Genomic DNA, 25,942 nt, shown 5'->3' with positions numbered 1-25,942 from the left:
GGAATGACAGCTAATTAAAAACGCCCAACAAAGGGCGTTCTTTTATCTTAAAACAGCATTTAAACTTTTCTCGAAAGTTTGCTGTAATTTTTGCATTATTTTATCAATTTGTTTGTCTGCAAGCGTTTTGTTTTCATCTTGTAATACAAAACTTACGGCATAACTCTTTTTACCTTCAGGTAAATTTTCACCTTCATATACATCAAATAAATCTACTTCTTTTAGTAGTTTTCTTTCTGATTGAAAAGCCAAATTATACACTTCTTTAAATTCCGTTTTGTTATCTAATAACAATGCTAAATCTCTTTTTACTGCAGGGAATTTAGGCAAACCTGTAACTTTAATGTTTTTGTTACTACAGAATTTTAAAATAGCGTCCCAATTAAAATCAGCAAATAAAACTTCTTGTTTAATGCTAAATTCTTTTAAAACAGAACGTTTTACAACTCCAAAATCTACCATTTTAGTTTTTCCTAAACTTAAAGATATTCCTTCTGAAAAAACATCGTTTTTAGTTGGAGTAGATTTCATTTTAGAGAATCCTAATTTACTGAAAAGTAAATTTACAATTCCTTTTAAATAGAAAAATTCTGATGTTTGCGCAGTAGTTTTCCAACTATCTTTAGACCTGTTTCCTGTAACAAAAAGCGTTAAATGTTTATCTTCTTGGTAACCGCTTTCAAATTTGTGGTATGTTTTTCCGAATTCAAAAAACTTAAGTGAATTATTCTTTCTATTAATATTATAGGCTACACTTTCTAATCCAGAAAACAATAATGATTGACGCATAACTTTTAAATCGCTACTTAGCGGATTTAACATTTCTACATTGTAGTTTGCGTTTAAATTATCTGATAAATTAATATAGTCTTCTTTGGTTAAAGAATTTGCCATTGTTTCATTAAAACCTAAAGAACTTAGCTGGTTAGCAATGGTATTTTCTATTTTAACTTGTTTGTCATTATCAAAAGAAATTGATGTGTTTAGTTTATGAGAAAACTCAATATTGTTATAACCGTACACTCTTAAAATTTCTTCAATAATATCCGCTTCTCTCTGAACATCAACTCTGTAAGATGGTATTGTTAATCCTAAACCTCCTTCTGTTACACTATTGATTTTAATTTCTAAGGACGCTAATATTTTTTTAATTGTTTCCTTCGGAATTTCTTGACCAATAATTTTATACGTATTTTCAAACGATAAGAATACTTGGAAATCTTCGGTTTTAACTGGATACAAATCTAAAACGTCAGATCCCATTTTTCCGCTAGCATATTTTTCAATTAATATTGCCGCACGTTTTAACGCGTATTCAACCATATTAATGTCAATTCCTCTTTCAAATCTAAAAGATGCATCAGTATTAAGAGCGTGCCTTTTTGCTGTTTTTCTAATTGAAACTGGGTTGAAATATGCAGCTTCTAAAAAAATGTTTGAAGTGTTTTCTGTAACTCCGGAATTTAATCCACCAAAAACACCTCCAATACATAACGGATTATCTTCAGCATCACAAATCATGATATCTTCTGAAGAAAGTTCTCTTTCAACTTCATCTAAAGTTGTAAATTTTGTACCTTCAGCAAGGTTTTTTACAACAATTTTATTTCCTTTAATTTTTGCTGCATCAAAAGCATGCAAAGGTTGTCCTAATTCGTGCAACACATAATTTGTAATATCTACAATATTATTTTTTGGTGTTAGACCAATAGCTTTTAATTTATTCTTAATCCACTCAGGACTTTCTTTTACAGTTACATCTGTAATAGAAATACCGCAGTAACGTGGCACTAACTCTTTGTTTTCTACTTCTATATCTATACGAAGTGTTCTTTCATCTACGTGAAAATCTGAAACAGATGGAGAAATTAATTCTAAGTTTAAATCCTGTTGCATTAAACCAGCTCGTAAATCTCTAGCAACACCAAAATGACTCATAGCATCTGCTCTATTTGGTGTTAAACCAATTTCAAAAACTTCATCGGTTTCTATATTAAAAACCTTAGCTGCCGGTGTACCAACTTCTAAAGTATCTTCTAAAACCATAATTCCATCGTGAGATTTACCAAGACCTAATTCGTCTTCAGCGCAAATCATACCATGGCTTTCTTCTCCTCTAATTTTACCTTTTTTAATAGTAAAACCTTCACCTTTATCATCATATAAAATAGTACCTATTGTTGCAACTGGTACTTTTTGCCCTGCAGCTACATTTGGTGCTCCACAAACAATTTGTACTGGTTCTCCAGAACCTAAATTAACCGTTGTTACTTTAAGTCTATCAGCATTTGGATGTTGTTTACATGTTAAAACTTCTCCAACTACTATACCTTTTAAACTTCCTTTTATACTTTCTTTGATTTCAATTCCTTCTACTTCTAAGCCTAAATCTGTTAATAACTCTCCAGTTTTAGCAGCTTCCCAGTCTATTTGTAAAAATTGTTTTAACCAATTGTATGATATCTTCATCTATCTTAATTTTCAAGGAGCAAATTTACGTTTTTTCTTCGGAAAAATTGCATGTAAATGATATGTTCAGGGTATTGTTTACAAGTTAATATAAAGGAAGGTTTAACATTTTAAATTATGTAAACCTATTTTAAGTAATAACTTAAATGGTTGACGAAACTTTAATAAGTAGCTAAACAAATTAAAATTAAAGGAATAAGTAATTACAGGGACTTAAATTAGATTATTTTTTTTTAAATCCTTTTTCTGTTTTGCTTTTACATATAAATTATAAATCAACCCAAATAAGATTAAAAAAACACCTAAAATTGCGTACATGTTATATTCTTCTTTAAACCAAAAAATTCCTATTATAATAGTAACAATTACTTCTAAATATTTTAATGGAGCAACAACGTTTGTTTCATTTAATTGAAATGCTTTGGTCATATACAATTGCCCAATGTAACCGAAGACACCTAAACTTAACAATAAAAACCATTGCGAAACTGTAGGAGTTACCCAGTAATTTATAGACATAATTCCTCCAAATAAGAAAGCCATAACCATAAAGTAATTGATAATTACTAATGGGTGTTCTCTATCACCAATTTTACGAATAACAACAAAGATAACTCCTAAAGCAATTGCGGAACTTAAAACATATAATAGTCCAATTGAGTTTACATTAATCCCAAAACCTTTAATTATTAGAATACCTATAAATGCTATTAAAAATAAAAACCATTGAATGGGTTTTATTTTTTCTTTCAAAAAAAACATGGCAAAAATTGCTGCAAATATTGGTGACGTATATCTTAATGAAACCGCTGTACCAACTGCTAAATAATTTAAAGATTCAAAAAAACAGGTTAAAGAGATTACACCAGCTAAACCTCTAAGAAAAAGAAGTTTTTTATGTGTACCTAAAAAAGGAATCTTATATCTTAATAATAAAGGAATAGTAAATGCTAAAGTACCAATAGATCTAAAAAAAACTATGTAATGCTAACTCATAACTCTGCAAACCAAAACCAGTAATAATTCCTTTTACATTTGGAGCAATAAAACTTTTATTTCTAAACTCTTCACGTGCATGTACATTTGAGATATGCACTTCAATAACTGGGGTTTCAATTGCTTTTATAGCATCTGCAATACCTACTGAAGTATGTGTGTAAGCTGCAGCATTTAAAATAACTCCATCAAAAGTAAAACCTACTTCGTGAAGTTTATCAATGAGTTCTCCTTCTATATTAGATTGAAAATACTCAATTGTTAATTCTTTATATTTTTCTTGAAGTGTTTTTAAATAGTCTTCAAAGGAATTATCTCCATAAATTCCTGGCTCTCTTTTACCAAGTAAGTTTAAATTTGGTCCGTTTAAAATCAGTAATTTCATAATTGTTTTAAATAAAAAACGGAAGTTAAAAAACTTCCGCTAAACTTTTAATATTTTTTAAAACTATAACCTCATCATAACACCTAAACCTACATATGCAAATGTTGGCTGTTCTTTCTTTATACCTGTATAAAAAAGGTTTAAATTAATAGATTGACTTATATTATAACCTAAAATTGGTTTAAAATAAAAACCACCAGCATCTCCACTTGGAGATAAACCTATTGCATAACCAACATCACCTCCAATAAAAAAACTATCACTATCATTACTAAAACGTACAGAACCCGCTAAAGGAATATACATTTTATCTTCTGGAGCAATACCATTATTTTCTTCTCCAGAAAAATAAACCAAACCTGTTGCACCTCCAATACTAATTTGATCTGTAATTTCATACAAATAGTTAGCATCTAGACCAAAAGCTACAGAGAAATTATCTTCTAAATTTCCTGTTGGTAACCCTCCGTTAATACCGATACCAATACTACTATATTGTGCAGTTGCATTTAAAGATAATACAATTGTCATTAAAAATAATAATTTCTTCATGATTTTTTTGTTTTGAAATTTTAAACAAATATATAAAATAGTTAAATAAAACGGATAAAAAAAGGGAGTCAATATTACCTCCCCTTCTATTATAATATATCTTTTTTTTTTAGAACTTATATCCTAATCCAACTTGAAAATAGTCGTAACCTGTAGTTACATTGGCTATTTCTACTCTATTACTTAATCCAAAAGAATATCTAGCTGTTGCCATAAAATGATCATCAAAATCGTATCCGACACCTCCTGCAATACCAAATCCAAAAGTATTAAAACCATCAGGTGCTTCATCTAAAATAACATCAATCATTGGCCCTGCTTGCACAGAAAATTGTTCCGAAACATAATATTTTGCTAAAACTGGAAGCGCAATTGCATTTCCTGAATCTCCATCTCTAAAAACAGCTATATAATGAACCTCTGGTTGAATGTTAAATTTTTCAGAAACCTCAAAATCTCCAAAAAAGCCTACAAATAAGCCAGAAATCCCATCGGAAGCAGTTATTCCTCCTCCACTTGCTTTTGCTATTGTGTTATTAAAACCTCCAATAACTCCATAATCTTGTGCACTTACTGTTAAAGCAAACGTAAACATAGCAATACTTAATAATAATTTTTTCATAATAATTTATTTATAATTTTAGACACAAATATAATTTACTTTTTGAATTCAGAAAATTTTAATCATAAAAAAAGGAAGCAAATATTGCTTCCCTTTAAAAATGTTTTGTTTAAATATTATAATGCAAACATTGCTCCTAATCCAATACTTGAAGCTGTTGCTCCATCATTACTAACACCTGAATAAGAAATTTGTAGCATAACTTTATCGTTTAAGTTATAACCAACCATTGGTCTATAATAAAAACCTCCCTGATTACCAGTGTTAATACCTACTGCGTACCCAAGATCAGCACCTAAAGTAAACTCTTCTGAAGCATTAAAACGTGCAGCCGCAGCTAATGGTAAAAAACTAATATCTCCAAAACCTTCTTCTCCAAAAAAGTGAGAATATGATGCAGATGGCCCGACTTGAAATTGATCAGATACTTCAAATAAATAATTTGCCTCAACACTTCCTGCAAAAGAAAAAGCATCACTTACATCTCCAGTTGGCAAACCTAAGTTAACACCAAGGTTAAATTTTCCGTCTTGTGCTGTAGCTGTAAATACAAATGCAACCAAAGCAATACTTAATAATAATTTTTTCATAATAATATAATTTTAGTTAAAAATTCATGACTAAATTAAAAACAATTACTCACACTTATCAACAAAAAAACCATAGTTGTTAACAACTTTATCAACATTTGGTGTTAATAAAGCATGTTTTTCTATTAAAATTAACTAAAGAAACTATTTTATAGTTAATTTTGTTATTATAATGAATTGGAAAAACGCTATAAAAGATTATCAATTATATTTAAAAATAGAAAGAGGACTTTCTAAAAACTCTGTTGAAAATTATGAAAGAGATATAACTAAGTTAGTATCTTTTTTAAATGAAAAAGAAACACACATATCTCCTACTACAATTGACAGTCATCTTATACAAGAATTTATTTATCAAATTGCTAAAAAATTAAATCCTAGGAGTCAAGCTCGTATTATATCTGGCTTACGCAGTTTTTTTGATTATTTAATTTTTGAAGATTATAGAAAAGATAATCCGACTGATTTATTAGAAACTCCAAAAATTGGAAGAAAGCTACCTGACACTTTATCTCATGAAGAAATAGATGAAATATTAAGCGCCATAGATTTAAGTCATCCGCAAGGAGAAAGAAATCGTGCAATACTAGAAACTATTTACAGCTGTGGTTTACGTGTTTCTGAAGTTATAAACTTACAGATTTCTGACTTGTTTTTTGAAGAAGGTTTTATAAAAGTACTTGGAAAAGGAAACAAGTTTCGTTTTGTTCCCATACATCAATCAACACAAAAATATATTTTAAACTACATTTCTTATATCAGAAACCACATAACACCCTCAAAAAACGAAGAAGATATTGTTTTTCTAAACAGAAGAGGAAAACGATTATCTAGACAAATGATTTTTATGATTTTAAAAGAATTAGCCCTTAAAGCTAATGTTGAAAAGAAAATAAGTCCGCATACTTTACGCCATTCTTTTGCAACTGAATTATTAAAAGGTGGCGCAGATTTACGCGCTGTACAACAAATATTGGGGCACGAAAGTATTACTACAACTGAGATTTATGTACATTTAGATAAAAGTTACTTAGCAGATGTTGTTAATAAATACCATCCTAGAAAGAGTAATTAGATTACTTTAAAAATAGATTGCAATTCTTGTTAATGAGTTTTAGAAGCAAAAAAGTATGAAGTATTTACCTAAATATAAGGCACAAAAAATGGCAAGCTACCTACATCACACTGCTACAACCTAATACCTTTGCTGCGTTCCCGCCCTGGAGGATTCAAAGGGAGCTAGTTGTGTAGAACTTGCCGAGGCAAATTTACAATCTATTTTTTATTTATCAAGCAAAAAAAAAGCAATTTTTATGTAACATTTTTAACTTATTGAATACTAATTAATTGTTATTGCATTTATTCCTCTAAAAATAATTCCAATAACATATTAACTAATTAAATATATTTGTAATTAACTAAACTAAATTTATAACAATGGAAAATCAAGCAAATAGTAAAAGTGTAATTTTAAACTATGGTCTATTAACAGGAGGTGTAAGTGTTTTAATAGCATTAGTTTTATACGCAATGGGTAAAACTGCAAACCCTGGAATACCAATGACAGCACTAAGTTTTATTATTCCAATTGTACTTATTGTTTTAGGAATTAAGAAATTTAAAGATACAAACGGTGGCTTTATGTCTTGGGGACAAGCAGTTAAAGTTGGTGTTGGTATAGCATTATTATGGGGACTTTTAACTATTATTTTTCAATATGTATTAGAAAATTTTATTGCACCAGAATTAATTGAACAAAAGTTAGAAGCTGCTAGAGTTGCAATGGAAAACTGGGGAATGGATCAAGATTTAATTGATACTCAATTAGAAAAACAAAGAGATACAAATCCGTTTTTTGGTGCTGCAATGGGATTATTATTCTCAGCCTTTATAGGTTTTGTAATTTCTGCAATTGCTGGTGCAATCATGAAAAAAACAGAAGAAGATCAATATTAATAATGGTTTAACATTTTTTAAAGTAAAAAATTCTAAGTTCTATTAAAGACTTTGTAACTTTACAACTTTAAACTTTGTAACAAAACAATATGGATATATCGGTAGTAATACCACTTCTTAACGAAGAAGAATCTCTACAAGAATTACACGATTGGATTGCAAAAGTTATGCAATCCAATCGTTATTTATATGAAATTATTTTTATTGATGACGGAAGCACCGACACTTCTTGGAATGTAATAGAAGAACTTTCTTCTAAAAATTCATCCGTAAAAGGAATTCGTTTTCAAAGAAACTACGGAAAAAGTCAGGCTTTAGATGCAGGTTTTAACCTTACTAAAGGACGCGTTGTTATTACCATGGACGCTGATCTACAAGATAGTCCTGATGAAATTCCTGAATTGTACAACATGATTATTGATGATAATTATGATTTAGTTTCTGGTTGGAAAAAGAAACGATACGACAGTGTTTTTGCTAAAAACATACCTTCTAAATTATTTAATGCTGCCGCTAGAAAAACTTCAGGAATAAAATTAAACGATTTTAACTGCGGATTAAAAGCTTATAAAAGCGATGTAGTAAAAGCTGTGAAGGTTAGCGGAGAAATGCATCGTTATATTCCGGTTTTAGCTAAAAACGAAGGTTTTAATAAGATTGGAGAGAAAGTTGTGCAACATCAAGCACGTAAATACGGAGAAACTAAATTTGGAATGAATCGTTTTATAAATGGTTTTTTAGACTTAATTACCATTTCATTTTTATCTAAGTTCGGTAAAAGACCAATGCACTTCTTTGGGCTTTGGGGAACGTTAATGTTTCTTTTTGGGTTTTTCTCAGCTTTTTATATTGGCGCAAATAAATTATACAAACTATCTCAAGGTTTAAAAACTATACTTGTAACCAACAACCCTTGGTTTTATATTGCGTTAACCACAATGATTTTAGGTACCTTATTATTTCTTGCTGGCTTTTTAGCAGAAATAATAATTAAATCTAACCCACAAGAAAAGCATTATTCCATTAAAGAAAAACTCAATTTCTAAATCCGTAACTTAGCTAAACATATTCTTATTTTATGAAAGAAATTTTAGACAATGCCAAGCAATGGCTTTCAAAAGACTTTGACATTGAAACTCAAAAAGAGATTCAACATTTAATAACAACAAATTCTCCTGATTTATCCGATAGATTTTATAAAAATCTAGAATTTGGAACTGGAGGAATGCGCGGTATTGTAGGTGCAGGTACCAATAGAATTAACAAGTACACTTTAGGTAAAGCAACACAAGGTTTAAGTAATTATTTACTTAAAAGTTACCCGAACACAAAAATAAAAGTAGCAATTGGTTATGACTGTAGACATGATAGTAAGTGGTTATCTGAAGTTGTAGCAGGTATTTTATCTGCAAATAACATATACGTTTATGTTTTTGAAGATTTACGACCAACACCAGAATTATCTTTTGCTGTAAATCTTTTAGATTGCCATGCAGGTATTGTATTAACAGCATCTCATAATCCGCCAGAATATAATGGTTACAAAGTATATTGGGCAGATGGCGGACAAATTGTTCCTCCAGAAGATAAAGGTATTATTGATGAAGTAAACTCTCTAAAATTTACGGATATTAACTTTAATACAAATACAAAATTAATTACTACAATTGGGGCAGAAGTTGATGACGCTTTTTGGAAAGCCTCTATAAAAAACGGAACCTTTGACCTTAAAAAGCGTGATGATTTAAAAATTGTTTTTACTTCTTTACATGGTACAGCTATTAAACTAATTCCAGAAGTTTTAAAACGTGCTGGTTATACAGATTTACATATTGTTGAAGAACAAGCAATTCCTGATGGAGATTTCCCTACAGTAAAATCGCCAAATCCAGAAGAACCCGAAGCTTTAAAAATGGCGGTAGATTTAGCTAATAAAATTGGCGCTGACATTGTTTTAGGAACCGATCCAGATTCAGACAGAATTGGTATTGCTGTTAGAGATACTGAAGGAAGCATGAAATTGCTTAACGGAAATCAAACCATGTGTTTAATGAATGATTTCTTATTACAAAACTGGAAAAAACAAGGAAAACTAAACGGGAAACAATTTATTGGTTCTACCATAGTTTCTACTCCTTTAGTTAGTGAAATTGCTGAAAGCTACGGTGTAGAAACCAAAATTGGTTTAACTGGATTTAAATGGATTGCTAAAATGATAAAAGATTTTCCTGAACTAGATTTTATTGGTGGTGGAGAAGAAAGTTTTGGCTACATGGTTGGCGATTTTGTAAGAGATAAAGATGCTGTAACTGCTGCCCTACTTGCTTGTGAAATGGCAACAAGCGCAAAAGAAAAAGGCAGTTATTTATATAAAGAATTATTAGAACTATATACACGCCATAATTTTTACAAAGAGCATTTAGTTTCTTTAGTTAAAAAAGGCATGAACGGTGCCAAAGAAATAAAACAAATGATGATTGATTTACGTAGTAAACCGTTATCAGAAATTGATGGGGAAAAAGTACAATTTATATACGATTACCAATCTTCTATAAAGAAAAACTTACTTACCGGAGAAGAAATTACAATTGACATTCCGGCTTCAAATGTTTTAATTTACGAAACCGTAAATGGAACAAGAGTTGCTTGTAGACCTAGTGGAACAGAGCCTAAAATAAAGTTTTATTTTAGTGTCAATTCAAATTTAAACACTACAAATAATGCCGCATCAGTAGAGTTTGATTTAGATTTAAAAATTAAAAGAATTGAAAAACAATTAGGTATATAAATGAACTATTTTAAAGACATTCTAAAATTTGCAAAACCATATCAAAAATTTGCATGGTTAAATGTATTTTTCAATATTTTATATGCCATTTTTAATGTTTTATCTGTTCTTGGATTTATTCCTGTTTTAGGTATCTTATTCGGAAAAGAAGAAAAAGTATATAACAAGCCTGTTTATGAAGGAATTGGAAGTATTTATGATTATGTACAAGGCACTATAAACTATTCCGTTACAGACATGTTAGAAAAAGGAGGCATCGATAAAGCATTGTTATTTATCTGCATCCTTTCATTTAGTTTATTTTTCTTTAAAAACCTGTTTAGATATCTTGCTTCTTATGTATTGGCGTACTTAAGAAATGGTGTTGTAAAAGACATTAGAGATAAATTATACAATAAAATATTAGAGTTACCAATTGCTTACTTTTCAGAAAAGAAAAAAGGAGATACAATTGCACGTTTAACGGCAGATGTTAAAGAAGTTGAAACTACCTTTTTAACATCGTTAGAAACTATTGTTAGAGAACCTTTAACTATCGTTTTTACACTTATTTCTATGTTTGCTATAAGTGTTAAACTTACCTTATTTGTCTTTATTTTATTGCCAGTTTCTGGATTAATTATTTCATCAATTAGTAAAAAATTAAAAGCAAACTCATTATTAGCACAACAAGAAACGGGTAATTTCTTATCCTTTATTGAAGAAACTTTAACAGGTTTAAGAGTGATAAAAGGGTTTAATGCTGAAAAAAGAATAGCATCAAAATTTAACGACTCAACAAAGAAATACAGTAATCTGATGACAAAGGTTATTCAGCGAAAAACATTAGCCTCTCCAATGAGTGAATTCTTAGGAGTTACCACAATTATTGCAATTCTGTTTTATGGTGGAAAATTAGTGCTAGGTGATAACAGCGACATGAAACCTCAAGAGTTCTTTGGCTATATTGGTTTGTTTTACTTAGTCTTAAACCCTGTAAAGGCAATAGCTACAACATATTCCAACATTCAAAAAGGAGATGCTTCTGCAGAACGAATTATGGATGTTTTAAATACCGAAAACAGTATAACTGAACCTAGTAATCCAATACCAAAAGATACTTTCAATGCTAAAATTGAATTTAAGAACATCTCTTTTAAATATAAAGATGAATATGTTTTAAAAGACTTTTCTTTAACAATTCCTAAAGGCAAAACTGTTGCTTTGGTTGGGCAATCTGGAAGTGGAAAATCTACACTGGCAAATTTAATTACGCGTTTTTACGATGTAAATAAAGGTGAAATTTTAATTGATGATATTAACATCAAAAATATTTCAAAGAAAGCATTGAGAGATTTAATGGGAATTGTAACGCAAGAATCTATTTTATTTAATGATTCGGTTGAAAATAATATAAAGTTAGGAACAGAAAATGCAACGCTTTCAGACATACAAAAAGCTTCTGAAATTGCTAACGCTCACGAGTTTATTAAAGACTTACCACAACAATACAGCACTAACATTGGTGATAGCGGAAACATGCTTTCTGGCGGACAAAAACAACGTTTATCTATAGCTAGAGCAGTTTTAAAGAATCCGCCAATTATGATTTTAGATGAAGCAACCTCTGCTTTAGATACAGAAAGTGAACAATTGGTACAAGTTGCTTTAGAAAAGATGATGGAGAACAGAACGTCTTTAGTTATTGCGCACAGACTTTCTACCATTCAAAAAGCCGATAATATAATAGTTATGAAAAAAGGAACTATTGTAGAACAAGGAAAACATGAAGAATTACTAACTAAAAAAGGAGAATACTTTAAGTTAGTAAACATGCAATCTTTAGCATAAAAAGTATTTATATAAACAAGATTCCTGCTTTCGCAGGAATGACAGGATTAAAATATTTAACCTAATTTCTGTAACATTTCCATCATTTTACCTCCAACTAATTCAATAGCTTTTAACGGGCGTAACATTACTTTAAAATCGATTATTTTTCCTTCAGCATTAAAAGTAATTATATCAACTCCATTTATGTAAAATCCATCAATTTCTGTTTCAAATTCTAAAATTGCTTGAGTTTCATTTGATGTTTCTTTTACGTATTTAAAACTATCATTTAATAAAACCTTATAAGCCGCAGATAAATACATAAATGCAAGTTTTTTTCCAACTTGAGGTTTGTGTAATATTGGAGAATGAAAAACTACAGATTCATCTAAAATTGCGTCTAACAAAGTTAAATCTCCACTTATAATAGCTTTGTGCCAGTTATTGATATTATCAGTCATAATTTAAAGTTTTAAACCTAATTGTTGCCCTTTTTCAATCATAAATTGCTGAGAAGCTTCGTATTCATTTGGTATTTTACCATCTAAAATTGCTTCCTTTATGGCTTCTTTAATCTGCCCAATTTCTCTACACGGCTTTAAATTAAAGGTTTTCATAATTTCTTCACCAGTAATTGGTGGCTGAAAATTACGAACACTATCGCGCTCTTCTACCTCTTTAATTTTAGCTCTTACAACTTCAAAATTCTTATGATATCTTTTAAATTTCTTCGGATTTTTAGTAGTAATATCTGCTTCACAAAGCGTCATTAAATCTTCAATATCATCACCAGCATCAAAAATTAAACGTCTTACAGCAGAATCTGTAACATCAGTTGCTAAAACTATTGGTCTTGAGCTTAACATCACCATTTTCTGAACAAATTTCATCTTATTGTTCAATGGCATTTTTAAGCGTTTAAATAACTTATAAACCATTTTAGAACCTACAAACTCATGTCCATGAAAGGTCCAACCATTTTTTTTATGAAATTTTTTAGTTGGTGCTTTACCAATATCATGCAATAAAGCTGCCCAACGCAACCAAACATCTTCAGTATATTTAGCAATATTATCTACAACCTCTAACGTATGATAAAAATTATCTTTATGCTTCTGTCCTTCAACTTCCTCTACTCCTTTTAAAGCAATTAATTCCGGTAGAATTTGAGGTAATAAACTCGTTTGCTCTAAATGTAAAAATCCTATTGATGGAACTGGCGATGACAAAATCTTATTCAATTCATCAATAACACGTTCTCTGGTTATTATTTTTAATCGGTCAGCATTTTTAGAAATTGCTTGCAACGATTTTTCTTCGATAGTAAAGTTAAGTTGTGTAGAAAATCTAATAGCACGCATCATTCTTAATGGATCGTCAGAATAGGTAATATCTGGATCTAGTGGCGTGCGAATTAGTTTGTTTTCTAAATCTGTTATTCCATTAAACGGATCTAATAATTTCCCGAAGGAATCTTTATTTAAACTCAATGCTAAGGCATTAATTGTAAAATCTCTTCGGTTTTGATCATCTTCTAAAGTTCCTTCAGAAACTTCTGGATTTCTACTGTCTTCTGAATATGATTCTTTACGAGCTCCAACAAATTCAATTTCTACGTCTTTATAACGCAACATTGCCGTTCCGTAGGTTTTAAAAACTTGAACTTTAGGTTTGTTTGGTAGTAAACTTGCCACTTTTTCAGCTAGTTCAATACCGCTTCCAACTGCAACAATATCAATATCTTTGGCAGTTCCTCTTTCTAATATATAATCGCGTACAAAACCACCAATTACATAACTTTTTAGCTGTAACTGATTTGCTGCTTCAGAAATAAATTGAAAAATTTCAGCAGATATTGCTTCTTTATAATACGTTTCTTGCATTAATTATTCTCGAATAGTGATAACGTTATCTCCTTCTAATTTTAAAATAGTTGAAGACTTCGTAGTAATTTTTTCTTTGTGCAAATTTACCACATAATCTACGCTCGTCAAAATAGCATTGTCTATTTCTGAAAATGAATTTGGAGTTGGTTCTCCACTCCTATTTGCAGATGTAGAAACAATTGGTTTACCGAATCTTTTAATTAGTTTTCTACAGAAATCATCCTGTACAATTCTAATTGCCAAAGTATTATCTTCTTTATTGATAATGTTTTCAGCTATTCCTTTAGGATTATTATAGATTATGGTTGTTGGTTTTTTAGCTTCCTTTAAAATATCTAAAGCGGTTTTTGGTACAGAAACATACTTTTTTAACATACTAACAGAGCTAACCAATACAATTAAACTTTTACTTTCCTCTCTATTCTTAAGCTTAAAAACCTTCTTTACAGCGTTTACTGAAGTTGCATCGCAACCAATTCCCCAAACTGTATCAGTTGGATAAAGGATTGTTTTTTCTGCTAAAAGAGGTGTTAACGTGTTTCTTAATTGCTTCATTTTATATTGAAACTAAATTTATTGATTCCTTATTTATAAAGTTTGTCTAAATACTCATAACGTTTACTAACTCCGTAAGCCATTAAATAAGATAATTGTAACCCTTTAAAACCATCTAAAAAACCAAACCTTATTATAAAGTGAATCAAAAATCTTGCTGGTGGTTTTATTAAAGTATGAAAGATAGTTGCTTTTTTTCCTTTAGCAAAAAGTTCTTTTGCCTGTAATTGTGCATATTGATTTAACTTCTGCTTATAATGCTCACTATTTTTATAAGAATAATGATTCAATTTATTTTTTAAAAATGATGTTTTTCCATTACACACCAACTCTTCGTGTACAACACCTTTGTATTCACATTCATTTTTTAAAAATAATCGTTTTACTTTACTTGTTCTAAATCCAGAAAAATTGATTTTAGTTCCTCTATAAAAGAAATTTCTTTTTATATAAAACGCTACAGAATCATTGGGGTTTTTAACAGTGGTTTTTATTTCCTTTTGAAGTTTTTTAGGTAATTCTTCGTCTGCATCTAATACTAAAACCCAATTGTTTATTGCTTTTTTAATGGCATAATTTTTCTGAGTAGAAAAATCGTCGAATTTTCGTTGTAATAACGTTACATTTTTATTTTTCTTAACAATAGCAACTGTTTCATCTGTACTAAAAGAATCAATAACAATAATTTCATCTGCAAATAAAACTGAATTTATTGCACGTTGAATATTATCTTGCTCGTTAAGCGTAGGAATTATTGCTGTAATTTTTGTCAAAAAAATATTTTTCTCAAAGATAGTATTCTGCAACAAAAAAACACACAAATTTCTTTGTGTGTTTTTCTTCATATTTAATTTTTTTTTAAACCGCTACGTCATACTCACGCAAAGCATCATTTAAAGACGTTTTTTTGTTGGTACTTTCTTTACGTTTACCAATAATTAAAGCACAAGGAACTTGATATTCTCCTGCAGCAAACTTCTTCGTATAACTTCCAGGAATTACAACTGATCGTGCAGGAACTCTTCCTTTCATTTCAACAGGCTCGTCACCAGTTACATCTATAATTTTTGTACTCATTGTTAGTACAACATTCGCTCCTAAAACAGCTTCTTTTTCAACATGAACTCCTTCAACAACAATACAACGAGAGCCTATAAAAGCACCGTCTTCAATTATTACTGGAGCAGCTTGTAATGGTTCTAAAACACCACCAATTCCAACACCACCAGAAAGGTGAACATTTTTACCAATTTGTGCACAAGAACCAACAGTTGCCCAAGTATCTACCATGGTTCCTTCATCTACATAAGCACCAATATTTACATAACTTGGCATTAAAATAGTTCCTGGAGAAATGTAAGCTCCATGACGTGCAACTGCATTTGGCACAACTCTAATTCCTCTTTCTGCAAAGTTTCTTTTTAAAGGAATTTTATCATGATATTCAAAAATACCAGCTTCTAAAGTTTCCATTTTTTGAATTGGGAAATACAAAACCACAGCTTTTTTTACCCATTCATTAACTTGCCAACCATCATTTGTAGGTTCTGCTACTCTAAGTTCTCCTGCATCTAACAAGTCAACCACTTTTCTTATGGTTGCAATTGTTTTTTCATCTTTTAATAAATCTCGGTTTTCCCAAGCTTTTTCTATAATTGAACGTATTTCCGTCATTTTAATCTTATATATTTTAAACAAATATAAAAACTACTTTAGTCTTGGCATAAAATTTAGTGTAGTATAAACAGAAAACTTATTTTTGTATAAATTTTAAATACTAATGGCGCAAATTTTAGCGATAGATTTTGGAAAAAAAAGAACTGGTATTGCAGTTACTGATGATTTACAGATAATCGCATCTGGTTTAACAACCGTTAATACAGAAGAATTGATTCCTTTTTTAAAGGAATATATTTCAAAAGAAAATGTTGAATTGTTTTTGATTGGTGAACCGAAACAAATGGACAATACAGAAAGTGAAAGCGAAGAATTGATTCGCCCTTTTATAGAAAAACTGAAGAAAGCCATTCCTTCAATTCCATTTAAAAGAGTTGATGAACGCTTTACCTCTAAAATGGCTTTCCAAACCATGATAGATGGCGGTTTAACTAAAAAACAACGTAGAAACAAAGCACTAGTTGATGAAATCAGTGCCACAATAATTTTACAATCTTACTTATATAAGTAGTTTTTAATTAGGAAAAGCGGCAACTAATTTATCCAAATCAATATTAATTGTATAATCTTCTTTAAAAAGATCTAAAAGATTATCTAAATCTTTAATTTCATTAAAATCATAAGGCGATTTTTCTGTTCTTCCTACTGAAGCAAAGTAATCTCTAAATTTGAAACCGTTTCCAACAACTTTATCAGAAAAATTAATCCAAACAGAAGGAATATTATACGCATCTGCTACAATTATTCCATGTAAAGAACTAGAAATAATATTTTTACATTCTAAAATTTCATCAACAACTTTTAAAGGATTTTTGTTTTGAACATCAATAACTTTAATGCCTGGATTCCTTTTTAGAAACTTAAGTAACTCTTTATTTTTTTTATCTCTATAATGAGGAATTATACCCAATTCAAACTTACGCGCAATATTTTTTGGATTGTGAAATCTTGGTAATAACAAAGCTGGATCTCCATAAACCTCAGGACATTCAATGCCAAACTCTAAAAGTTTCTTTCTAGTTAAAGGTCCTCTAACAGCTAAAACTTTTTTAGGTTTTTCTTTAATTACAGAATCTTCAGAAATAATTCCACTACCCCAAACAATTGTGTTTTTATTACATCTTTGTAATATAGAACCAATTATGTAGTAGTGTTCAAAATAAGAACTCTTCCTTTTAGATATTTTCTTTACATCTTTATTTTCACTAAATTCTTTGGCTATAATTGGATTTAAAATGTCTCCAAAATTATCTCTATGAGAATCGTATGATAGAAAAAAAGTGTTTTCAGTTGTACTTTTTTGCCAAGGGAATTTAAATATCATAAAAATAGATTTTTTACAAAAATAGTAAAATATTCAATTTCTCATCAAATAAACACCTTCAGAATCTATATCTAACTAAAAAATTAATAATTTTGCATCCATTAAAATTTAAAAAATGATTTTACCTATTGTTGCTTATGGCGACCCAGTTTTACGCAAGGTTGGAAAAGAAATCGATAAAGATTATCCAAATTTAGAAAAACTAATTTCTGACATGAGAGAAACCATGTACAATGCTTCTGGTGTTGGTTTGGCGGCTCCCCAAATTGGGAAAGACATTCGATTATTTCTTATTGATGCTTCTCCTTTTGCTGAAGATGAAGAATTAGAAGAAAGCGACAGAGAAGCATTAAAAAACTTTAATAAAGTATTTATTAATGCAGAAATTATTGAAGAATCTGGAGACGAATGGGCTTTTAACGAAGGATGTTTAAGTATTCCTGATGTTAGAGAAGACGTTTTTAGACAAGAAAGCGTTACTGTTGAATATCAAGATGAAAACTTTAAAACAATAACAGAAACTTTTACAGGTTTGGCTGCACGTGTTTTTCAGCATGAATATGATCATATTGAAGGTATTTTATTTACCGACAAACTTTCTTCATTGAAGAAAAAATTAATCAAGAAAAAATTAGAAAAAATATCAAAAGGGAAAATAAATGCAGAATACAGAATGCGTTTTCCTAATATAAAAAATAAATAAATGGACTTTAACAAAATTATTGCCGTAACCGGTAAACCAGGATTATTTGAAATCTTATCACAAACTAAAACAGGTGTAATTGTAAAGAATTTATTAGAAGACAAGCGTTTTCCAATTACAGCAACACACAATGTTAGTTTATTAGAAAATATTGCAATTTACACGTACGAGAAAGAAGTACCTTTAGGTGCTGTTATAAAAGCTATTGCTGATAAAGAAGATGGTAAAGAAGCAATTTCTCATAAAGAAAGTGGCAAGAAATTAGAAGCTTATTTTGCTGAAGTATTACCAGATTACGATGCAGAAAGAGTGTATACATCTAACATTAAAAAAGTTGTACAATGGTATAATCTTTTAGCTAAATCAGAATTTGATTTTGCAACTTTAGGTGAAAAAACTAATACTGAAGAGGAAGAATAGTTAGTTGTTAGTTGTTAGTTGTTAGTTGTTAGTTGTTAGTTGTTAGTTGTTATGTTAGTTGTTAGTTGTTAGTTGTTAGTTGTTAGTTGTTAGTTGTTAGTTGTTAGTTGTTAGTTGTTAGTGAAAATGACAAATTTCAAAACCATTCAACTTTACTGGGCTAAAACTTTGTTACTTTGAGTCTATGCAACTTCGAAACTAAAAAAAACTAAAAAAATAAATGAATACTCGTAAGGATCAATTAGCAGCCTTTAACCGTTTGTTAGACATCATGGACGATCTTCGAGAGAAGTGCCCGTGGGATAAAAAGCAAACTCTTGAAAGTCTTCGTCATCTTACAATTGAGGAAACTTACGAGCTTGCAGACGCTATTTTAGAAGACGATTTACCAGAAATTAAAAAAGAATTGGGCGATTTATTATTGCACATTGTTTTTTATGCAAAAATTGGTAGTGAGAAAAAAGCTTTTGATATTGCAGATGTTGCCAATAGTATTTCAGATAAATTAATACATCGTCATCCACATATTTATGGCGATGTAAAAGTGGAAAATGAAGCAGATGTAAAACGTAACTGGGAACAATTAAAACTAAAAGAAGGTAAAAAATCTGTTTTAGAAGGTGTTCCTAAAAGCTTACCAGCTTTGGTAAAAGCTAGCAGAATTCAAGAAAAAGTTGCTGGCGTTGGTTTCGATTGGGAAGAACCACATCAAGTTTGGGAAAAGGTTCAAGAAGAATTAAACGAACTAAACGAAGAAATTAAAAAAGGAGATAAAGAAAACACCGAAAAAGAATTCGGAGACGTTTTATTTTCAATGATTAATTACGCTCGTTTTATTGATGTAAATCCTGAAAATGCATTGGAAAAAACCAATAAGAAATTCATTAATCGTTTTCAGTATTTAGAAGAAGCCGCTAAAACAGCTGGCAAAGAACTTTCCGATATGTCTTTGGCAGAAATGGATGCTTTTTGGGAAGAATCTAAGAAATACTTCAAATAAAACTATCATTCCTTTAAAAACAGGAATCTTTATATATATTTAGTCTAATTTTAAAAATAGATTCCTGCATACGTAGGAATGACAAATTATATGAACACAATTATTATTACTGGCGGAAGCAAAGGTATTGGAAAAGCTTTAGCTGAAAAATACGCTACAGAAAACTATAAAGTGTATTCGCTTTCCAGAAGTATTGTTGATTTACAAAATGTTACTCAAATTTCAGTAGATTTAAGTAATTTACAAGAAACTACGAAGACCTTTACAATGCTTTTTGAAGAAATTTTAAAAGAAGAAGTTTCCTCAATTACATTGATAAATAACGCTGGAAGATTAGGCACAATTTCTAATTTAGAAAATATAGATGCAGAAGATATTACCAAGACAATACAACTAAATACTACTACTCCACTTATTTTATCTAGCTTATTTATTAAATTATCAGAAGATATAAAAGGTAAAAGACAAATTATAAATATTTCTTCTGGTGCAGCTCAAAGTCCTTATGAAGGTTGGTCTATTTACTGTACTTCTAAAGCCGCTATAGATATGATGACAAAAACGATTGCTGCTGAACAAAATGATATAGAAAACGGCGTAAAATGTGTTTCTATATATCCTGGAGTTGTAGACACAAATATGCAAACTCACATAAGAAATACTGATAAAACGGATTTTAAAAACCTGGATCGTTTTATAGAGTTAAAAGAAACCAATCAATTATTTACACCAAAATTTGTTGCCGAAACTATTTTTAAAGTTGACTCAGAAAACACTTTAAATAGTGGAGATATTGTTGATATTAGAAATTTTTAGAGAAGTAAATTTTAGCTTGTTTCTAATATTAATTTTAGATAACTTCGTTAACTCCTGACATTTCGAATTAAAACTCGGCATATCAATTAATTGCCATTCATTGATGGAGAACTCAAAATTAATATGAAAATTTACAGAGCTATTTACTTAAACTCGATTAAAGAATTAGATAAATCGAACTTTGGTTGTCATTGGACTAAAGATGAACATTATGCATATAGTATTGAATTTATGTATAATGATATTTCAGAAAAAGGAAGAAATGGTAAGACGCAGTTTTTATTTATGAGCAAAATTGATAAAAATCAAATTAATGAATTAGCAACTATTAATAGTAACAAAGATTATTTAACTGAAAATGAATGCGTATTAAAAACAAATATAGTTTTAAAGGAAGTATTTTTAATTTTTCCAAAAAACGAAGATTTGTCATTTTCAGTTAATACTGGAAATAGATGTGATAATTGGGTTGAGCAATTAATAAAATAATAAATAATGGGACTTTTATCTTATTTAAAAAAACAAGTAATCGGGAAAGAAGGAATTGAAGTTCTCAATAGATTTCCTAAATGGTCAAAAGAAATAAATGAACATTCTTATAAGAAAGTAAAATTAGTTACTGAAAACAGAAAACTAGATATTGAAGGTCAATATTTACGAAAATTTATTAATGAAAATAATTTATTACCTTTTTTAGATGAAAAATATATTCACACAGGAGCTAATGGCTACAAATCATTAATTTGGTATGGTCCAGGTCTACCTACAGAAAGATTTTACTCTGTAAATTCTGTATTCTTAACATTCGAAAAATTAGAACTCACAAATAAACAGAAAAACATTCTTAATAAATTTGGAGCATTAAATCCCAATGAATTTAAAACAGGAGTATATGTTAATCGTAAAGAACTATCTGAAATTATTACAGAATTTGGAGGAATAAAGAAAAAGAATCTTGACGAATTTGAATTAATTGGATTATTTGGTAGTTCTTTTCTTAAAGACCTTATCAGACAATACAATGAAACAGAAATAATTTCAGACGACTCGTTTAATTCTGAAGATGAAGAAATACAAGAATCATACTCAAATGGAATTAGATACATATCCATTTGGTCATTTAAGAGAATAAATGGTATTTCACCAAATTCAAACGAAGACAATTACATAAATTCAGAAGATATTTTCGATAAATATCCGTCTTTAGAAACAATAAAAATCAAAATTGAGAATAATAAATTTGAATATGTTTTAGGTTATCCTGAAAAAATACTAACAGCTTTTTTTAATGTTTAAAGTAAATTTAGTAATTATAGAAAGTCTGAAAAAACATTTGAAAAACAACGAAATGGCAACACCGTGTATAATTCATTGCTAGTTATAGCTTACTTACGAAAGTCCTTGCGGACTTTCTATTCGGTTTTTATTTGCTAAATTAGTTGCTGAAACACGCAACGAGATCATACACGTATTCCAAGATCAAATCCTAATAAAATTTAGTTTTTATTTTAAGCAGCATAATTTTGAAGAACAACATATGGTGTTCCTCTTTTAACAACTGCAAATGCTCTTGCTATTAGTTTGTTTCTCACATTATTTATCGCCAACATTTTATCTTTTCCTTCTGCCAACTTTTTTTGATAATACAACTTTAACTCACTATCATGTTGTATTGCAGAAACACTTGCCATACTCAATAAACTTTTCATCTTTCTGTCTCCTAAATAATGACATTGTTTTCGCCTGTGAATGCTGGTGCCAGAACGATGCTCAAAAGGTGCAGTTCCACAATAACTGGAAAAAGCACGCCAACTTTTAAAACGGGTAAAGTTACCTGTATGATAAATTAATTGGCAAGCAACGACCAAACCAATTCCTTTCATACTTTTTAGTAATTCGTAATTTTTACTCATAGAAACATCATCAAAAATGATTTCTTCAATTCTAATTTCTATAGATTTTACTTGTTTAGACAAATAGTCAATACTACGCTTTAAACTGATACAACCTAAATCTGTTGTAGAACTTGTTAAAAGTACTTTCATCTCTTTTAAAGTGCCTTTTAAACCTGCATTATTTCGAACTAATTGATCTCTTAAAGCTAACAGTCTACCAAGTTCTAAATGAGAACTGCTTTTTACTGTACTCGGCATTAACTCTTCTCTGTAAAACCAACCATACTTTGCTATTACTTGAGCATCTAGCTTATCTGTTTTCTCTTTTACAATCCCAGAAGAACGCTTAATTTTTAACGGACTCTCCTCAACATAAACAACTTTCTTACTATGGAAATAAAGTGCCAACTTTAATGAATAATAACCTGTGTTCTCAAAACAATAAAAAACAGCACTTTCTTTTGTCTGTTTTAAAACCCATTTTAAGAGACTTTTGTAACCAGCTATATCGTTCTTAAACTCTTGGTGAACTTGAGCATGATAACAATAGGCATCAATCGTCTTTTTTGATACATCTATTCCTACTACTTCTCTGTAATTTTTCATATTTTTACAATTAGAATGATTAAATATGTTGCAAAAACTACTTCCTTTATCGGGTTTTTATAATCCTGGTATTCCAAATGGTTCTTTGCAACTTTATAGGAACTGAGGACTCGTACGTGTAAGGGAACTGCAATTCTAAAACACGTTATAGTTCTCCTCCTTTCCTATATAAAGATATTTAATACAAACTAAAGAAACACGTTAGCGAAACAATTTAAAAAAACTTAACTAATCTCAGACCAAAAACCAGTTTTTCTTTGAATTTGAGCAAACGTTTTTTGTAAAACAGTATTTTCTGGTTTCGATAAATTAGCATCATTTTGCAAAACTCCAATTGCAGTTTGTCTTGCTTTAAAAAGAATTGGTGTATCTCTAACAACATCGGCAATTTTAAGATTTAAAACACCACTTTGCTGTTTTCCCATTAAGTTTCCTGGACCACGTAATTTTAAATCTACTTCGGCAATTTTAAATCCATCAGAAGTATCAACCATAGTTTTTAAACGTGTTTTTGCATCGGCAGATAACTTAAAACTAGATAAAAGAATACAATAACTTTGTTCCGCTCCTCTCCCAACTCTACCACGTAATTGATGCAATTGAGAAAGTCCAAAACGTTCTGCGCTTTCAATAATCATAACACTTGCATTGGGTACATTAACACCAACTTCTATTACAGTTGTGGCAACCATAATTTGAGTTTCGCCTTTTACAAAGCGCTGCATTTCGTATTCCTTATCGGCAGGTTTCATTTTACCATGCACAATACTTATTTGGTATTTTGGCAGCGGAAATTCTCTAGAAATACTCTCATAACCATCCATTAAGTCTTTATAATCCATGGCTTCCGATTCTTGAATTAACGGATACACAACATATACTTGTCTGCCTTTTTCAATTTCATCTTTTAAAAACTTAAAAACGGCAAGTCTATTTTTATCATATCGATGTACAGTTTTTACTTCTTTTCGTCCTGGAGGCAATTCATCTATAACAGAAATATCTAAATCTCCATAAACCGACATTGCCAACGTACGTGGAATTGGAGTTGCGGTCATTACCAAAATATGTGGTGGTAAAGCCCACCCTAACCCTCCCGAAGGGAGGGAATTCTCACTAGTATGTTCTTTTAACTCTTCAGAAATAATATTAATTACTTGTTCTATATTACCAATTACCTCTTCGTTCTTAAACCTAATTACTTTAAACCCTAATTCTTGTAAAATTTCTGTTCTTAAATCATCTGATTCTTGCTGCTCTTTTGTGTTGTGATACTTCCCATCAACTTCAACTATTAAACCTTTAGAAATACAAATAAAATCAACTATAAACTCGTCTACAATATGTTGTCTTCTAAATTTAAAATCAAGTTTTTTTGTTTTTAAACTTTCCCATAAAACACGTTCTGCTTCTGTTGTTTTTTGCTTTCTTTCTTTTTGAAGCTCTTTCATCAATTTATATACTGATGGACGAGCGGTTTCATAACGATTCCGTACTTCGGTTCCCTTCCCTTCGGGAAGGGTTAGGGATGGGCCGCCTTTTCTCCATAATTTAGAACGTTGCTCTACACCAAATCTGTGTTGTTCATCAATAATTGCAATTCCTAAATTTTTGAATTTCACTTTGTCTTCTAACAAAGCATGGGTTCCTATTAAAATATTTAATTCACCACTTTCCAGCGCTGCATGTATTTCCCTTCGCTTTTTGGTTTTTACAGATCCTGTAAGTAATTCTACAGAAATATTCATTTCTTGTAACAATTCTGTAACTGCATGATAATGTTGCGTTGCCAAAATTTCTGTTGGCGCCATTATAGTTGCTTGGAAACCATTGTCTATTGCTAACAACATTGCCAACAAGGCTACAATAGTTTTTCCTGAACCAACATCTCCTTGTAATAAACGATTCATGTGAGCATTGGAAGCTACATCTTTCCGAATCTCTTTTAACACACGTTTTTGTGCATTTGTTAACTCAAAAGGTAAATAATTAGTGTAAAAATTATTGAATTGCTCTCCTACTTTTTCAAAAACAAATCCTTTTATTTTACTTTTTCTGATGAGTTTTTTACGCAATAATTGCATCTGAATAAAAAATAATTCTTCAAACTTTAATCTAAATTGAGCTTTTGCTAATAATTCTTGATTCTTAGGAAAATGAATGTTAATAAGTGATTCTCTTTTACCTAATAAATTATGTTCTTGTAATATATAACTAGGTAAACTCTCTTCAATTGAATAGCCTATTTTAGACAGTAAATCTTCAATATAGCTTCTAACAACCTTATTGGAAACGTTTTTATTTGCTAATTTTTCGGTTGAAGGATACACAGGTTGCATGGAAGATTGGATTTTACTTTTATAATCTTTCAGCAATTCCATTTCTGGATGCGGCATGGAAAATTTTCCTCCGTAAAAATTCAGTTTTCCATAAATTACATACGGCTGATTTATTTTTAAAGAATCTTTTAACCATTTTTGTCCACGAAACCAAACCAACTCTATAGCACCAGTTTCATCTCTAAAAGTTGCTACTAATCTACTTCCTCGTTTCTGTTCAACCGTTTTTAATCCTGTAATCTTACCAACTATTTGAACTTCCGCAGTGTTTTGCTGCAAAGAGTTTATCTTGTAAAACTGTGTTTTATCAATATATCTAAACGGAAAAAGATGCAATAAATCTTTACAGTTTTTAACACCAAGCTCACTATAAAGCAATTCTGCTCTGGCAATACTTACTCCTTTTAAATATGTTATGGGTTGGTTAAGATTCACTTTTAAATTTTCTAAAAACGAAAATACAGAATTCTTGTACTAAATACAGCTAGATTTTTGTTTCTTTTCAGTAATGGAAAAGAAAAAAGAGACTCAAAAAAAGCTTAAATTAACGT

Annotated in this window: 26 protein-coding genes and 1 other RNA gene; 12 read left to right on the top strand and 15 right to left on the bottom strand. The window is 30.0% G+C overall.

From position 1 onward, the window contains the following. Positions 1-42 precede the first annotated feature (42 nt). The 6 genes from pheT to LPB136_RS03015 all read right to left on the bottom strand — a co-directional run bounded on the left by pheT (position 43) and on the right by LPB136_RS03015 (position 5,614). Entirely contained in the window at positions 43-2,469 is a 2,427-nt protein-coding gene (pheT, locus tag LPB136_RS03040) for a phenylalanine--tRNA ligase subunit beta (protein WP_072554725.1), read from the bottom strand. A gap of 213 nt (positions 2,470-2,682) precedes the next feature. Beyond that, positions 2,683-3,411, bottom strand: coding sequence for a DMT family transporter (locus tag LPB136_RS03035; RefSeq protein WP_237267429.1), 729 nt, complete (start codon positions 3,409-3,411; stop codon positions 2,683-2,685). 25 nt (positions 3,412-3,436) lie between these two features. After that, positions 3,437-3,850 (bottom strand): type II 3-dehydroquinate dehydratase, encoded by a 414-nt coding sequence (aroQ, locus tag LPB136_RS03030; RefSeq protein ID WP_072554723.1) that lies wholly within the window; start codon positions 3,848-3,850, stop codon positions 3,437-3,439. 63 nt (positions 3,851-3,913) lie between these two features. Continuing rightward, positions 3,914-4,402 (bottom strand): outer membrane beta-barrel protein, encoded by a 489-nt coding sequence (locus LPB136_RS03025; RefSeq protein WP_072554722.1) that lies wholly within the window; start codon positions 4,400-4,402, stop codon positions 3,914-3,916. Positions 4,403-4,511: 109 nt separating this feature from the next. Continuing rightward, entirely contained in the window at positions 4,512-5,024 is a 513-nt protein-coding gene (locus LPB136_RS03020; protein WP_072554721.1) for a porin family protein, read from the bottom strand. Between the two features lie 116 nt (positions 5,025-5,140). After that, complete coding sequence (locus LPB136_RS03015; RefSeq protein WP_072554720.1) at positions 5,141-5,614, bottom strand: outer membrane beta-barrel protein; 474 nt, start codon at positions 5,612-5,614, stop codon at positions 5,141-5,143. 172 nt (positions 5,615-5,786) lie between these two features. On the opposite strand from LPB136_RS03015, the gene xerD reads away from it, so the two are divergent. Then, a complete protein-coding gene (gene xerD / locus LPB136_RS03010; protein WP_072554719.1) occupies positions 5,787-6,689 on the top strand; it encodes a site-specific tyrosine recombinase XerD in 903 nt (300 codons plus the stop codon). 86 nt (positions 6,690-6,775) lie between these two features. On the opposite strand, the gene ffs is transcribed toward xerD, so the two are convergent. After that, positions 6,776-6,874, bottom strand: an RNA gene (gene ffs / locus LPB136_RS03005) — signal recognition particle sRNA small type. Between the two features lie 177 nt (positions 6,875-7,051). On the opposite strand from ffs, the gene LPB136_RS03000 reads away from it, so the two are divergent. From LPB136_RS03000 to LPB136_RS02985, 4 genes are all read left to right on the top strand, one after another. Further along, complete coding sequence (locus tag LPB136_RS03000; protein ID WP_072554718.1) at positions 7,052-7,570, top strand: DUF4199 domain-containing protein; 519 nt, start codon at positions 7,052-7,054, stop codon at positions 7,568-7,570. Positions 7,571-7,659: 89 nt separating this feature from the next. Next, the gene (locus LPB136_RS02995; RefSeq protein ID WP_072554717.1) at positions 7,660-8,616 is read left to right on the top strand and encodes a glycosyltransferase family 2 protein; all 957 of its coding nucleotides are present in this window, start codon (positions 7,660-7,662) and stop codon (positions 8,614-8,616) included. 32 nt (positions 8,617-8,648) lie between these two features. Further along, positions 8,649-10,358 carry a phospho-sugar mutase gene (locus LPB136_RS02990; protein ID WP_072554716.1) on the top strand — a complete coding sequence of 570 codons (1,710 nt, stop codon included), beginning with the start codon at positions 8,649-8,651 and terminating at the stop codon, positions 10,356-10,358. Next, entirely contained in the window at positions 10,359-12,188 is a 1,830-nt protein-coding gene (locus LPB136_RS02985; protein ID WP_072554715.1) for an ABC transporter ATP-binding protein, read from the top strand. A gap of 56 nt (positions 12,189-12,244) precedes the next feature. Here the strand turns inward: LPB136_RS02985 and LPB136_RS02980 are convergent, their stop codons facing one another. The 5 genes from LPB136_RS02980 to LPB136_RS02960 all read right to left on the bottom strand — a co-directional run bounded on the left by LPB136_RS02980 (position 12,245) and on the right by LPB136_RS02960 (position 16,285). After that, positions 12,245-12,631, bottom strand: a complete 387-nt coding sequence (locus LPB136_RS02980; RefSeq protein WP_072554714.1) for a nuclear transport factor 2-like protein — start codon at positions 12,629-12,631, stop codon at positions 12,245-12,247. Between the two features lie 3 nt (positions 12,632-12,634). After that, positions 12,635-14,053: a CCA tRNA nucleotidyltransferase gene (locus LPB136_RS02975; RefSeq protein ID WP_072554713.1), complete on the bottom strand. Its 1,419-nt coding sequence runs from the start codon at positions 14,051-14,053 to the stop codon at positions 12,635-12,637. Positions 14,054-14,056: 3 nt separating this feature from the next. Continuing rightward, complete coding sequence (locus LPB136_RS02970) at positions 14,057-14,611, bottom strand: L-threonylcarbamoyladenylate synthase (protein WP_072554712.1); 555 nt, start codon at positions 14,609-14,611, stop codon at positions 14,057-14,059. Positions 14,612-14,640: 29 nt separating this feature from the next. After that, positions 14,641-15,384: a glycosyltransferase family 2 protein gene (locus tag LPB136_RS02965; protein ID WP_072556885.1), complete on the bottom strand. Its 744-nt coding sequence runs from the start codon at positions 15,382-15,384 to the stop codon at positions 14,641-14,643. A gap of 85 nt (positions 15,385-15,469) precedes the next feature. After that, positions 15,470-16,285 (bottom strand): 2,3,4,5-tetrahydropyridine-2,6-dicarboxylate N-succinyltransferase, encoded by an 816-nt coding sequence (locus LPB136_RS02960; RefSeq protein WP_072554711.1) that lies wholly within the window; start codon positions 16,283-16,285, stop codon positions 15,470-15,472. A 106-nt stretch (positions 16,286-16,391) separates the two neighbouring features. Between LPB136_RS02960 and ruvX the strand changes: the two genes are divergently transcribed. Next, positions 16,392-16,799, top strand: coding sequence for a Holliday junction resolvase RuvX (gene ruvX / locus LPB136_RS02955; protein WP_072554710.1), 408 nt, complete (start codon positions 16,392-16,394; stop codon positions 16,797-16,799). Positions 16,800-16,802: 3 nt separating this feature from the next. On the opposite strand, the gene LPB136_RS02950 is transcribed toward ruvX, so the two are convergent. Then, on the bottom strand, positions 16,803-17,612 hold the full coding sequence (locus LPB136_RS02950) for a polysaccharide pyruvyl transferase family protein (protein WP_083426172.1): 810 nt from the start codon (positions 17,610-17,612) through the stop codon (positions 16,803-16,805). A gap of 115 nt (positions 17,613-17,727) precedes the next feature. Between LPB136_RS02950 and def the strand changes: the two genes are divergently transcribed. The 6 genes from def to LPB136_RS02920 all read left to right on the top strand — a co-directional run bounded on the left by def (position 17,728) and on the right by LPB136_RS02920 (position 21,847). Beyond that, entirely contained in the window at positions 17,728-18,315 is a 588-nt protein-coding gene (gene def, locus LPB136_RS02945; protein WP_072554709.1) for a peptide deformylase, read from the top strand. Next, positions 18,316-18,735, top strand: a complete 420-nt coding sequence (locus tag LPB136_RS02940; protein ID WP_072554708.1) for a DUF5606 family protein — start codon at positions 18,316-18,318, stop codon at positions 18,733-18,735. 220 nt (positions 18,736-18,955) lie between these two features. Continuing rightward, a complete protein-coding gene (mazG, locus tag LPB136_RS02935; protein ID WP_072554707.1) occupies positions 18,956-19,735 on the top strand; it encodes a nucleoside triphosphate pyrophosphohydrolase in 780 nt (259 codons plus the stop codon). A 90-nt stretch (positions 19,736-19,825) separates the two neighbouring features. Continuing rightward, positions 19,826-20,551 (top strand): (S)-benzoin forming benzil reductase, encoded by a 726-nt coding sequence (locus LPB136_RS02930; protein WP_072556883.1) that lies wholly within the window; start codon positions 19,826-19,828, stop codon positions 20,549-20,551. Between the two features lie 123 nt (positions 20,552-20,674). Further along, positions 20,675-21,040 carry a hypothetical protein gene (locus LPB136_RS02925; protein ID WP_158009590.1) on the top strand — a complete coding sequence of 122 codons (366 nt, stop codon included), beginning with the start codon at positions 20,675-20,677 and terminating at the stop codon, positions 21,038-21,040. Positions 21,041-21,046: 6 nt separating this feature from the next. Continuing rightward, positions 21,047-21,847, top strand: coding sequence for a hypothetical protein (locus tag LPB136_RS02920; protein WP_072554705.1), 801 nt, complete (start codon positions 21,047-21,049; stop codon positions 21,845-21,847). Positions 21,848-22,059: 212 nt separating this feature from the next. On the opposite strand, the gene LPB136_RS02915 is transcribed toward LPB136_RS02920, so the two are convergent. Further along, positions 22,060-23,052, bottom strand: coding sequence for an IS110 family RNA-guided transposase (locus LPB136_RS02915; protein WP_072554704.1), 993 nt, complete (start codon positions 23,050-23,052; stop codon positions 22,060-22,062). 224 nt (positions 23,053-23,276) lie between these two features. Beyond that, on the bottom strand, positions 23,277-25,826 hold the full coding sequence (locus LPB136_RS02910) for a DUF559 domain-containing protein (protein WP_072554703.1): 2,550 nt from the start codon (positions 25,824-25,826) through the stop codon (positions 23,277-23,279). Positions 25,827-25,942: the final 116 nt, after the last annotated feature.

It is taken from the genome of Tenacibaculum todarodis, from assembly GCF_001889045.1.
In the GTDB taxonomy this organism is placed as follows: domain Bacteria; phylum Bacteroidota; class Bacteroidia; order Flavobacteriales; family Flavobacteriaceae; genus Polaribacter; species Polaribacter todarodis.
Note: the sequence above shows the minus strand (reverse complement) of the source record. Positions and strands in the feature narration are given on the sequence as shown.